We start from the raw sequence: 12,513 nt of genomic DNA, 5'->3' as shown, positions 1-12,513 counted from the left end.
TTTCTCTTCGATGATAACTGTGCGGCTAGGCTAGGTTCAGTAGTGAGCGACCCATGCCGCCCGAACGCGATTGGGCGATTCTGCTTGAAATCGGCGATGAGGTCGAGAGATACGAGGAGCGACCAAGAGAAGAAGCGATGACTTGCGTGGGATTGCGGGCGAATCAGCTTGCAACCATACCTGCTCTGATGACGCTACGCCTATGCGATCGAGTCAGCGGCGTTATACTTGCCGCCACTTTTTTCATGTTTTGCAGATAGCTGCCATGCGCACATACCTCTGGGTCGGATTGCTGGTGTCGTTGCTTGTGAGCCTATCACAGAGCCAGCTCGCCCTTGCTCAAGACAGGTTGCTGGATGCCAGCCTCGCTGGTCAGCCGTCCGTTTCGCTCACTGGATATTTCGCCTCTCTGGAAGACGCTTCCACCGCACTGACACTGGATGAGGTTCGCAGCCCGGCGATCGCGCCGCGCTTTGAAACTAGCGCCCCCTCTGCCGCCGCCATCAACCACGGCCTGACGCGCTCGGCCTATTGGCTACGGCTGACGCTATCGAATCCGACCGACCAGCCGCTGGCGCGGATGCTACAGATTGACTATCCCATCCTGTCCTCGGTGCGATTTTTCAGCCCGCTGGCGGACGGCGGCTATCGCCTTGTGGACACTGGCAACGCTCAGCCTTTCGACACGCGCGGCTACGCCAATCGAGGATTCGTGTTCCCGCTGGCCTTGCCGCCCCATGCCGAACAGACTTACTACCTGCGGGTTCAATCGCTCACGCCCCTCATCGTCCCCGCCACATTGTGGGAGCCAACCGCCTTTCACCACCACGAGCGCAACGACTATCTCGCGCAATCGTGGTATTTCGGCATGGCGACCGCGATGATCCTGTTCAACCTGCTGCTATTCATCGCCCTGCGCGACAGCATCTACCTGCTCTACGTCACCTTCGCCGTCAGCACCGTGCTGGCGTTCTCCGCCGAGTACGGCATGGCCAAGGAATTCCTGTGGCCGGAGACCACCTTCTGGGCGGACATCTCCAGCGGCGTCTTCTTATCGCTGGCGGTAGCGAATGGCTTGCTGTTCATGCGCCGGATGCTCGATACCACCCGCAATCTGCCTAAGCTCGACCGCCTATTCAAGGCGCTGATCGCCCTGTTCTTTTTGGCCCCGCTAGGTTTTTTCTTCTCCCTGCGCGCGCTCATCCCACCCACCATCGCGCTGATCGGTCTAACCATGCTGCTGGTGCTGGCCACCAGCCTATATTGCGCGGTGGTCAAACGCCAACGCAGCGCGATCTTCTTCGCGCTGGCCTTCTCCATGTTGCTGCTGGGCGCGGCGGTGCTTGTGATGCGCGGCCTAGGTTTATTGCCGACCAACCTACTCACCGCCTACGGCGTGGAATACGGCTCCGCGCTGGAGATGTTACTGCTGGCATTGGCACTGGCTGATCGCTTCAACACCCTGCGCCGGGAAAAAGCCGCCGCCCAGCAACATCTGGTCGAACACCTGCAATCGCACGAGCGCGTGCTGGAAGCGCGCGTGTTGCAACGCACCGAAGAACTCAAGGCCGCCAACGAACGACTGGAGACGCTAAGCGTCACCGATGCCCTGACCGGCATTGCTAACCGCCGCCGTTTCGATGAAGTGCTAGCCAGCGAATGGAGTCGCGCCGCTCGCGCCGGACATCCGCTCGCGGTGGCGCTGCTGGACATAGACTGGTTCAAACGATACAACGACCACTACGGTCATCCGGCAGGCGACGAATGCCTGCGCCGCGTCGCCGCCGTGTTGCGTGACCAAGTCTGCCGCACGGGCGACTTAGTTGCACGCTACGGCGGCGAAGAGTTCGCCTTCATCGCCCCCGCCTCGAACGGCGAAGACGCACTGGCAATAGCACGGCGCATCTGCCTCGCACTCGAAAACCTGGCACTGTCCCACCAACCATCCGAATTCGGCTGCGTAAGCTGTAGCATAGGCGTAGCCGCTCTGACACCCGCCGAAGGACGCAGCCCAGACCAACTCGTCAAAGCCGCAGACGAAGCGCTATACCGCGCCAAGGAGCAAGGACGCAACCGAGCGGTACTCGCGGAGGCGTAAGAACGCGATGAGCCTATTAAGAATTTCGACTAAATCGCTTCGCTAAGGATGCGCAAGGGCGACAGGTCCACGCCCCATCACTCATCACTCATCACTCATCACTCATCACTCATCACTGCAACCAGCGTGACCGCCCTCTATTTGAAGTCTTGCCATCCGCATTGACACAAACCCGCCAACTCAAATAGAGTTCACCCCGCTTGCAGAACTGCCGAATGCACATCCCGCCACACGAATGGCGCGAGGCTCACGGCAGAATCCCCCAGGTTAGGAGCTGGCGCAAGACAGAACCCGCACAGCGGGCGGCCAGCACATGAACCAAGGGGGCGCACTGAGCATGATCACATCAGTATCGAGGATGTTTCGTTTGAAATCACAACCTGTGATCTCAAAGACAGGACGCCGACAACACTCGAGATACTTATCCTACGCCTTCACCGAGCAAGGTGTCGCCATGCAAACCCTATTCGGCGCACTGCGCGCCATCAAGCCCGACCTGCCGCAACCGCAACGCTCCGTCACCACACTGGAAAACCCCGAACGCTTCAAACAAGAGATGGAAAAAGCCGGATTCCGCAACATCGAGATACGCAGCGTCACCAAAGCCTTCCCCGTCGGTAGCACTGGCGAATTCTGGGACAGCATGGTCAAGGGCAGCGCGCCGATACAGATGATGAAGAAGGGATTGGGCGAAGAGATGTGGCGCGAGAAAGAAAAGCTCGCACTGGCTTGGCTGGAAGAGACACTGCCTAAGCTGAAGGGGGCGCTGACTTCGGATGCTTGGTTGGGGGTGGGGGTGAAGTGATGACTGCTAAGAATCAATGATTCTGTCCCCGTTTTATCGCAATATTTGCTGTCAATAATTTACGAAAGCCAAACCATGTCAATTAAAGTATTTATTAGCTATTCCCATAAAGATGAACAGCACAAGGATTCACTTGATGAACATTTGGCCATGCTGAAAAGAAATTGCATCATCGATGCATGGCATGACAGAAAAATAGTTGCTAGTGAAAAATGGGCAGAGGAAGTATCTGAAAATTTGGAGCAGTCTGAACTCATCTTGTTTTTAATAAGCTCCAGTTTCTTGGCGTCTGACTATTGCTTCAGCAATGAAATGAAACGTGCAATTTCCATGCACGAAGAAGGAAGAGCCAAACTTATCCCGATTTTAGTTCGACCATGCGACTGGTCATGCTCTGAATTGTCAAAGTTTCAAGCCGTACCTAAAGACGCCAAACCAATTACTACGTGGCCGAATCCAGATGAAGCGTGGCTGGACGTAATTTCTGGGATTAAGCGCCAACTTGATACTTTCAAGCCAGTTGCCCCCAAAGAGATTGCAGTATCCGACCTGGATATTCACAAAATATCAAAAGCTACACTGGAATGGATTGATGACACAGAGGTTGTATTAACACACCGCAGAGTCGACAAAGTTTTGTTGGGGGATGTGTACATCTCACCAGATTTGGAATCCGACGATCGAGACGACACCAACAAACTTAAAATTGTTACTTCAGAAGTGATCATAAATGAACCAAATAAATACTTGATATTTGGGGAAGAGCAACAGGGAAAGACGAGCTTATTAAAGAACGCATTCAAGCAACTGTTGAAATCGGAGATTTATCCAGTTTATTTGGATGCGAAGGAAGTCAATCAGTCAGACATCCTTAAGTCATTAGCCGCCGCATTAAAACATCAATACGATAATTTTGAGCTAACGCAGTATTTGGCAATGCCAAATACTGCGTTGATTGTTGATGATCTCGATGGTGTTGGCTTGAATCCGAAATACAGGGCAAATTTACTCGCCTCCATAAATGCAAAGTTTTCCCATGTTGTAATGGTAAGCCACTCATCATTGCGGTACCTCACGCCAGAAATAGAGGAACTCGACGATTACAAAAAGTATGAATTACTCGGGTTCGGACATTTAAAAAGAGCCGCTTTAGTAGAACGATGGATTTCTCTTGGGATTGAAGAGTCCATTGGTGAGACAGAGCTATATGAGCAGAGCGACGAAATTAAATCGAGATTGGACAACATAATTAGAAGAAACATTGTTCCCCCAAAGCCGATATACATCCTAATGCTTCTGCAAATGTTCGAGGCATATACACAGCATAATCTTGAGTTATCTTCGCATGGGTACTGCTACCAGCAGCTTATTTATCAAGCTTTTGATCACGCCAAGATTCAAAAAAAGGATGTGGACAAATATCTCAATGTGCTTACTGAATTAGCTTGGGCGCTATATAGAAATGGCGGCACATTAAATGCGCATCATCTGGATATATTTTTTACCGAATATGAAAAAACATTCCTTGCTGTTGATGGCGACACAATTATTCGCAAGCTGAAGTCAAATTCGATTCTGACTGAAAAAGAATTCAAGATTCAGTTTAAATACCCATACCTATATTATTTTTTTATCGCAAAAAAGATTGCCGATTCATACTCAACAAGCAGTGAGGTACGAGAAGAGGTAAGAACATTAATCGCGAATCTTCATCGTGAAGATTATGCAAATATATTGGTTTTTGTTACGCATCACACAAAAGAAGCTTGGGTTCTTGATGAAATTCAAAAAGCTCTTGGATTGTTATTCATCGACCAATCACCTGCAACTTTATCTAAAGAACAATTAACTTTCATGGATGAATTCCTTTCGCAGATACCAGAGCTAGTCATGGAACAACGTGTAATTAGCGAAGAACGTATGAAGCACAATAAAAACTTGGACGATATTGAAAGAAACGGGAATGAGGTAGACGAGAAGCAATTACAGAGTATTGACGCAGTGGCTTTCCTTGCAAATATAAATAAAACTTTTAAAGGAATGGAAATATCTGGGCAGATTATTCGAAATAGACATGCATCTCTTACCCGCAATGCAATATACGATTTGGCAAACAATGGAACTTTAACCGGCCTTCGATTCTTGAATTTCTTTATTCATATATCAGATACGGCGAAGCTGGAAGTAATTAAGTACATTGAGCAGAAACTCAAGGAGCACCCAGGCCTTACCAATGAAAGAGTGCAGGAACAGGCCAAAGATATTTTTTTGCTTATGACCTACGGAGTAATCAATGGTGTCATTCGAAAGATTGCGTCTTCAATTGGTTCAAAAGAGGCGAGTGAAATTTATGCCAGCATTCAAAAGCAGAATGAAACCCCTGCTTTAGTTTTGCTGAATCAAGCGATTGATCTCCATTTTAATGGAAAGCTAAATATCCAACTCGTAGCGCAAACAACGGAAAAATTAAAAAATAATGTGGTTTGTACTAGGATATTGAAGGAAATGGTCATTCAGCACACATATATGTTTCCCGTTGAATATAAAGAAAAGCAACAATTGGCAGAATTGCTAGGCTTGTCTGTACAAGGTCAAAGGCTGATGGATAGAAACAAACTTGCTAAAGCATAGCCTAATTAAAGGGGGCAGCGCCGCATATCAAAATACAATACGATGCCAACCACGTTAAATTTCCAACTCTGCAAAGGTTCACCATGTACCCCGTTCACGACGACGATGCCGCCCTGCTGTTGTCCCTCACCGTTGCGGCCAAACGTCGCCCGGCCGCGCTGGACGAGATCATCACCGCGCTGGCCATGGCCAAACAGGGCGAGATTCCGGCCAAGTCGAAACTGGTAGATGCGTTTGCGCGCATGGGCGTTTGTGGCCTGATCACCGAAGCAGAAGGTGGCTATACCCTCTCTGCCGAGGCGCAGGCGATGATGACGGTGCTGCGAGCCAAGGACGACAGCGCCACCCAACTGGCTCGCATCAAGCAACAACTCACCGACTTTGATGCCAAGGACAAACACCCGAACATTCGGGTCACCCAGGAGCAGTTGCTGACGGCGATCCAGAGCTACAAGGCGGCGCAACGCAGCCATCAGGGCAAGAACATCCAGACCGACAAGCCCAAGACGAAGACCAACTGGATTCCGACCAAGGATCTGGTGCAAGGCAAACAGCACCTACCCTCCAAACTCCGCAAACCGTAAGTCTGCCAGAGAGACTAAAGTGGGATACCTCAGCGACAGACTACGGTTTTCATCAAAAATCCCCTTTTTCCACCTCAGTTAACTCCAGCCTGTGCCGCTTGTTCGTCCGCGAAGTAACTCGACCTAACCATCGGCCCACACGCGGCGTGCGAGAAACCCATGTCCAGCGCGGCGCTCTCGAACTGTTTGAAGGTTTCCGGGGTGACGTAGCGCAGCACTGGCAGGTGGCCGTCGGAGGGTTGCAGGTATTGGCCTAGGGTGAGCATTTCGACATCGTGAGCGCGCAGATCGCGCATCACTTCCAGCACTTCTTCGTCGGTCTCGCCCAAGCCCAACATCAGGCCGGATTTGGTGGTGACGTGCGGGAAACGCGCTTTGAAATCCTTGAGCAACTTCAGCGAGTGCGCGTAGTCGGCACCGGGACGCGCCAAGGTGTACAAGCGCGGCACGGTTTCCAAGTTGTGGTTGAGCACGTCGGGCAGGCTGCGCGCCATTTCGTCCAACGCCACCTCTAGGCGACCACGGAAGTCGGGCACTAGGGTTTCCAGCCGAGTCTCGGGTGAGCTGGCGCGGATGGCGGTCAAACAATCAGAAAAGTGCCCCGCGCCGCCATCGCGCAGATCGTCACGATCCACACTGGTGATAACCACGTAGCGCAATTTGAGCAGACCGATGGACTGCGCCAGACTGGCCGGTTCGTTGACATCGGGCGGCAGCGGTTTGCCGTGCGCCACGTCGCAGAACGGGCAGCGGCGGGTACACACGTCGCCCAAGATCATGAAGGTGGCCGTGCCCTTGCCGAAGCATTCACCGATGTTGGGGCAGGACGCTTCCTCGCACACCGTGTGCAGCTTGTGTTCGCGCAACATGCGCTTCACTTCGTGGTAACCCGCGCTGCTGCCGGATTTGACGCGTATCCATTCCGGCTTGCGCAGCCGCTGTTGCAGCGGAACGATCTTGATCGGGTTGCGCGCAGTCTTGGCGGCGCCGGTCTGTTTTGCGGGTTTCTCAGTGCTCATGTTTGCTTTCTAGATGCTGTTGCAAGCGCGAACTCAGAAGCTGCGCCAAGCGTTGTTCAAGTTCAGCCAGCGGCGTGGTGATGCCGACTTCGCGGGCTTGGGTCACGCGCAATCCGGCGTAACCGCAGGGATTGATGTAGCTGAACGGGGTCAAGTCCATTTCGACGTTGAAGGCGAGGCCATGATAGCAGCAGCCGTTCTTGATCTTGAGCCCGAGCGAGGCGATCTTAGCGTCGCCGACATACACGCCCGGCGCATCTTCGCGCCCTGCCGCCGTCACGCCGCGTTCGGCTAACACGTCGATCACGCTGTTTTCCATCAGCCGCACCAGCTCGCGCACGTTGATCTTCCAGCGGCGCAAGTCGAGCAACAGGTAAGCGACGATCTGGCCGGGGCCGTGATACGTGACTTGTCCGCCCCGGTCGATCTGCACCACCGGAATGTCGGTGAGATTCAGCAGATGCTCCGGCTTGCCCGCCTGCCCCTGCGTGTAGGTGGGCGGATGCTGCACCAGCCAGAGTTCGTCCGGCGTATCCGCCGTGCGCTCGGCGGTGAAACGCTGCATCGCGCGCCAAGTCGGCTCGTATTCGACCAGACCGAGATGTTTGACGATCAACGTCACAGCGCCATCTTCACCATCGGGTGCGAGGTCAGCTCGCGGTACAGCGCATCGAGCTGTTCCTTGGAGTCAGCGCGGAAAGTGCAGGTCAAGCTGAGGTATTTCGCGCCGCTGCTGCTGCGCATCTCGATGGTCGCGGCGTCGAACTCGGGGGCATGACGCTGCACGACTTCAGCGATGGCTTGGGCGAAACCGGGCTGGGCATGGCCGAATACCTTGAGCGGAAAGGCGCACGGGAACTCGAACAGGGTCTCTTGTGACTCGCTCATGGGGCCTCGACGATCTCGAAATCGTGGGTCATCGCCGCCGTTGCGCCCAGCATGATGCTGGCCGAGCAATACTTGGTAGCCGATAGCTCGATGGCGCGCGCGACTGCGTCGGATGCCAAGTTGCGGCCCGTGACGACAAAGTGCATGTGTATCTTGGTGAACACCTTAGGCTCGGTCTCGGCGCGTTCGGCCTCGATCTGCACTTCGCAGTCATGCACGTCCTGACGCTTCTTCTTGAGTATCAAAATCACGTCGAACGAGGTGCAGCCACCTGCGCCCAACAGCAACATCTCCATCGGACGTGGGCCGAGGTTGCGCCCACCCGCTGCCGGTGCGCCATCCATCAGCACCGCATGTCCACTCTCGGTCTCGCCGAGGAACGACATCTGCTCTACCCATTTCACTCGTGCTTTCATGCTTAGTCCTTGGTAAATTTGGTTCGGCGGATTCTAACCGATAGGCGTGTGATATGCTTCCCGCCGTTGATGTGGCCGCCCTTTCCGATGAGATTTTTCCTGTTTGCCCTACTGCTGTTACCCGCTCTCGCCCATGCCAATGAAGAGGCGGACTTTCTCGCCGCGCGGGATGCGTTTCGCGCTGGCAACAAGATCAAGTTGGAACAGTTGGCCGAAAAGCTCACCCGCTCGCCGATGGAACCCTATGTGACGTATTACCGTCTGCGGCTGAATCTGACCACCACCGACCCTTCCGATATTCAGGCTTTTCTCGCCCGCCCTGCCGACACGCCGGTGATCGACAAGTTGCGCAGTGAATGGTTGAAGCAACTCGGCAAGACGCAGCAATGGAACACGTTTCTGGCGGAATTCCCGCGCCTGCTTACGCCCGAGGTGGAGCTGACCTGCTACGCGCTGCAAGCTCGCGCGCAAGTTCAGCCGACTCAGGCACAGGCCGACGAAGTGCTGCGTGAGGTGCGCCCGCTGTGGTTGGTCGGACGCGAGCAGCCACAAAGCTGCACACCCTTGTTCGAGGCCGCGCTCAGCCGCAATCTCATCACCGAGCAAGAGGTCTGGCAGCGACTGCGCTTGGCTCTGGAATCCGGCAATGTCTCGCTGGCCAAGCGCCTGTCCACGCAACTTCCCGCCCACTTGCAGATCGCTCCCGCCACCTTGGAAAGTGTTGCGAGCAACCCCGAGCGTTATCTGGAACGCGCCGAGCTGGATCAGCCGAATGAAGTGCAACGTCTGGCGGCACAATTCGCTGTGTTGCGTCTGGCTAAGCAATCGCCCCCCTTGGCCTACAGCCGCTGGCAGGGTATCGCCGACCATTTTCCCGAGGACGAGCGCGCCTACATCAGTGGCTGGCTGGCTTATGAGGCCGCGATGAAGTTGGATACCCGCGCGCTGGAGTGGTATCGGGCGGCAGGGAATGCGCCGCTGAATGATGTCCAACGCGAGTGGCGAGTGCGCGCAGCTTTGCGCGCTAAAAACTGGCGCGAGGTCGGTAACAGTATCGCCCTGCTCTCACCCACCCAGCAGCAGGAAGCGCCTTGGCGTTACTGGAAGGGACGCGCGCTGAAAGAACAAGGTAAGGCGGTCGAAGCCAATAAGTTGTTCATCGACCTAGCACGCGAGTTCAATTTCTACGGACAGATGGCGCGCGAAGAGCTGGGCACCGTGATCGCCACGGACAGCAAATCCGAGAGTTTCAAGCCGGGCAAAGCCGAGCTGGATGCGGTCGGCAAACTGCCCGGCATCCAGCGCGCATTACTGTTGTACCGCTTGGATATGCGCACCGAAGCCGCCAGAGAGTGGTCATTGACCTTGCGCAGCTTGAATGACCGGCAGTTGATCACTGCCGCCGAGATCGCCCGTCGCAACGAGATGTACGACCGCGCCATCAGCGCCGCCGACCGTACTCAAGTCCAGCACGACTTCAACCTGCGCTACCTCGCCCCCTACCGAGAAGAATTGCGCGGACATCTGCAAGACAACGGACTGGAAGAGGCATGGGTCTATGGCTTGATGCGGCAAGAGAGCCGGTTCGTAACGCAGGCAAAATCGACCGTCGGCGCGGCAGGACTGATGCAGATCATGCCCGCCACCGCCAAGTGGGTCGCCAAAAAACTGGGGCTAAAATCCTACAAGGAAGCGCTCATCCATCAGATGGAGACCAACCTCAAGCTCGGCACCTACTACATGAAAACCGTGCTCGACTGGTTCGATGGCAGCCCGGTACTTGCTTCCGCCGCCTACAATGCCGGTCCCGGACGGGCGCGCCGCTGGCGTGGCGACGTACCGCTGGAAGGCGCGATCTACGCCGAGACCATCCCCTTCAACGAGACGCGCGATTACGTGAAGAAAGTGATGAGCAACACCGTGTATTACGCCGAACAATTCGGCCAGCCGGGTGCCTCGCTCAAACAGCGCATGGGCGTGATCGCGCCTAAGAGTGCGGCCAACCAAACGCCGATCCCCGATGAAAAATAAGCCCGAAATCTACTGCGTTGGCGGCGCGGTGCGTGACCGCTTGCTCGGCCTGCCGGTGCAAGACCGCGATTGGGTGGTCGTCGGCACTACGCCGGAGGCGATGGAAGCGCAAGGTTTTCAGCCCGTCGGTAAGGATTTCCCGGTCTTCCTGCATCCCAAAACGCACGAGGAATACGCGCTAGCGCGCACCGAGCGCAAGACGGCGCGTGGCTACAAAGGTTTCGCCGTCCATGCCGCACCGGACGTGACGCTAGAGCAAGATCTGCTGCGGCGCGATTTCACCATCAACGCCATCGCCGAAGCGGCAGACGGCACGCTGATCGACCCTTACGGCGGGCAGACCGATCTCGCGGCGGGCATCCTGCGTCATGTCAGCGACGCATTCGCCGAAGACCCCGTGCGCATTCTGCGTGGCGCGCGTTTCGCCGCCCGCTTCGGCTTCAGCTTTGCACCCGAGACGCTGGGACTGATGCGCGCCATGGTGGAAAACGGCGAAGTCGATGCGCTGGTGCCAGAGCGCGTTTGGCAAGAATTGGCGCGCGGGCTGATGGGTGAGCAACCCTCGCGCTTCATCTCCACCCTGCGCGACTGCGGCGCGCTAAAGAAGGTTCTGCCCGAGGTGGACGCGCTGTTCGGTGTGCCACAGCCGCCGCAATACCATCCCGAGATCGACTGCGGCATCCACGCCATGATGGTGTTGGACGATACCGCCCGCCACAACTATGCGCTGGAAGTCCGCTACGCTGCGCTCGGCCACGACCTCGGCAAGGGCAACACGCCGAAAGACATTTTGCCGCGCCACATCGGCCACGAGCTACGCAGCGTAGATCTACTCAAAACGGTGAGCGAGCGCTTGCGCGCACCGGCGGATTGCCGCGATCTGGCGCGGTTGGTGGCGCGCTACCACGGCGACATCCACCGCGCCAAACAGCTACGCGCCGATACCGTGGTGCGCCTGTTCGACAGTTGTGATGGCTGGCGCAAGCCGGAACGTTTCACCCAGATACTGCAAGCCTGTCAGAGCGACGCGCGCGGTCGCACCGGCCATGAGCACGACGATTATCCGCAAGCGGCTTATCTGGAAAGACTGCTGGCCGCCGCCCGTGCCGTGGATGCGGGAGCCATCGCCCGCGAATGCGGCGACCCAGCGCGCATCCCCGAATTGATCCGGCTGGCGCGCATCGCAGCGGTGGAGCGCGCCTCGGCTGGCACCTAGCCATGTTCATCGACACCCACTGCCACCTCGACGCCGCCGAATTCGGCGCGGATCAAGCCGAGTTGGTCAGCGCGGCGAATGCAGCGGGCGTCAGCCGCATCGTCGTGCCCTCGGTGGAGCGCGCTAACTTCGCCACCGTTGCCGAGCTATGCCAAGGACATGCTACTTGCTTCCCCGCTTTCGGCATCCACCCGATGTACGTGGATAACGCCACACCCGAGGATTTGCCCGTCTTGCGTGAGTATCTGACCTTGCCGCACACAGTCGCCGTCGGCGAGATCGGGCTGGACTTTTTTGTCGAACACTACGACCGCGCTCGACAGGAATTCTTCTTCGTCGAACAACTGAAACTGGCGAAGGAATTCGATCTGCCGGTGCTGCTACACCTTCGTCGCGCCCAAGACATCGTGCTCAAATACTTGCGCCAACATCGGGTGTGCGGCGGCATCGCGCACGCGTTCAACGGCAGCCACCAGCAGGCAGAAGAATTCATCAAGCTCGGTTTTAAGCTGGGTTTCGGCGGAGCGATGACTTACCCACGCGCCCTGCGCTTGCGTGAACTGGCAGCGACGCTGCCGTTGGAATCCATCGTGCTGGAGACCGATGCGCCGGACATCCCGCCTGCCTTTCTGGAGCATGGCCAGCCCAATCGACCGGAGTATCTAGCGCGCATCGCAACCACCTTGGCCGAGCTGCGTGGACTCTCCATTGAGCAAGTCGCACAGGCGACCTCACAAAACACATTCGCGGCCTTGCCCCGACTGTCTCAGATGTAATTCCAACAGCAACGCAAGTAGGGAAGTCGTAGAATGATGAGACATGGAT

The 12,513-nt window shown here is 55.9% G+C and carries 11 protein-coding genes; 7 read left to right on the top strand and 4 right to left on the bottom strand.

From position 1 onward, the window contains the following. The first annotated feature begins 265 nt into the window (after positions 1–265). The 4 genes from OYT1_RS01400 to OYT1_RS01385 all read left to right on the top strand — a co-directional run bounded on the left by OYT1_RS01400 (position 266) and on the right by OYT1_RS01385 (position 6,118). Complete coding sequence (locus OYT1_RS01400; protein WP_062625686.1) at positions 266–2,098, top strand: sensor domain-containing diguanylate cyclase; 1,833 nt, start codon at positions 266–268, stop codon at positions 2,096–2,098. Between the two features lie 454 nt (positions 2,099–2,552). Beyond that, positions 2,553–2,903, top strand: a complete 351-nt coding sequence (locus OYT1_RS01395) for a hypothetical protein (RefSeq protein WP_062625687.1) — start codon at positions 2,553–2,555, stop codon at positions 2,901–2,903. A 75-nt stretch (positions 2,904–2,978) separates the two neighbouring features. After that, positions 2,979–5,534: a toll/interleukin-1 receptor domain-containing protein gene (locus tag OYT1_RS01390; protein WP_062625688.1), complete on the top strand. Its 2,556-nt coding sequence runs from the start codon at positions 2,979–2,981 to the stop codon at positions 5,532–5,534. An 83-nt stretch (positions 5,535–5,617) separates the two neighbouring features. Next, on the top strand, positions 5,618–6,118 hold the full coding sequence (locus OYT1_RS01385) for a hypothetical protein (RefSeq protein ID WP_062625689.1): 501 nt from the start codon (positions 5,618–5,620) through the stop codon (positions 6,116–6,118). A 74-nt stretch (positions 6,119–6,192) separates the two neighbouring features. On the opposite strand, the gene lipA is transcribed toward OYT1_RS01385, so the two are convergent. From lipA to OYT1_RS01365, 4 genes are read right to left on the bottom strand one after another with little or no spacing between them, the layout of a single operon-like run. Beyond that, a complete protein-coding gene (lipA, locus tag OYT1_RS01380) occupies positions 6,193–7,137 on the bottom strand; it encodes a lipoyl synthase (protein ID WP_062625690.1) in 945 nt (314 codons plus the stop codon). Next, positions 7,127–7,702, bottom strand: a complete 576-nt coding sequence (gene lipB / locus OYT1_RS01375; RefSeq protein WP_062625888.1) for a lipoyl(octanoyl) transferase LipB — start codon at positions 7,700–7,702, stop codon at positions 7,127–7,129. Before lipB ends, lipA begins: the two co-directional genes overlap by 11 nt. Before the next feature lie 53 nt (positions 7,703–7,755). After that, the gene (locus tag OYT1_RS01370) at positions 7,756–8,025 is read right to left on the bottom strand and encodes a YbeD family protein (RefSeq protein ID WP_062625691.1); all 270 of its coding nucleotides are present in this window, start codon (positions 8,023–8,025) and stop codon (positions 7,756–7,758) included. After that, positions 8,022–8,441 carry an OsmC family protein gene (locus OYT1_RS01365; RefSeq protein ID WP_062625692.1) on the bottom strand — a complete coding sequence of 140 codons (420 nt, stop codon included), beginning with the start codon at positions 8,439–8,441 and terminating at the stop codon, positions 8,022–8,024. The genes OYT1_RS01370 and OYT1_RS01365 overlap by 4 nt, the downstream gene beginning before the upstream one ends. Positions 8,442–8,528: 87 nt before the next feature. Between OYT1_RS01365 and OYT1_RS01360 the strand changes: the two genes are divergently transcribed. The 3 genes from OYT1_RS01360 to OYT1_RS01350 are packed head-to-tail and all read left to right on the top strand — an operon-like array spanning position 8,529 to position 12,464. Continuing rightward, entirely contained in the window at positions 8,529–10,472 is a 1,944-nt protein-coding gene (locus OYT1_RS01360) for a transglycosylase SLT domain-containing protein (protein WP_062625889.1), read from the top strand. After that, the gene (locus OYT1_RS01355) at positions 10,462–11,688 is read left to right on the top strand and encodes a multifunctional CCA addition/repair protein (RefSeq protein ID WP_062625693.1); all 1,227 of its coding nucleotides are present in this window, start codon (positions 10,462–10,464) and stop codon (positions 11,686–11,688) included. The genes OYT1_RS01360 and OYT1_RS01355 overlap by 11 nt, the downstream gene beginning before the upstream one ends. 2 nt (positions 11,689–11,690) lie before the next feature. Beyond that, positions 11,691–12,464, top strand: a complete 774-nt coding sequence (locus tag OYT1_RS01350) for a TatD family hydrolase (protein WP_062625694.1) — start codon at positions 11,691–11,693, stop codon at positions 12,462–12,464. Positions 12,465–12,513: the final 49 nt, after the last annotated feature.

Source organism: Ferriphaselus amnicola, assembly GCF_000974685.2.
In the GTDB taxonomy this organism is placed as follows: Bacteria; Pseudomonadota; Gammaproteobacteria; order Burkholderiales; family Gallionellaceae; genus Ferriphaselus; species Ferriphaselus amnicola.
The sequence above is the reverse complement of the archived record's forward strand: the minus strand, read 5'-3'. Positions and strand labels throughout refer to the sequence as shown.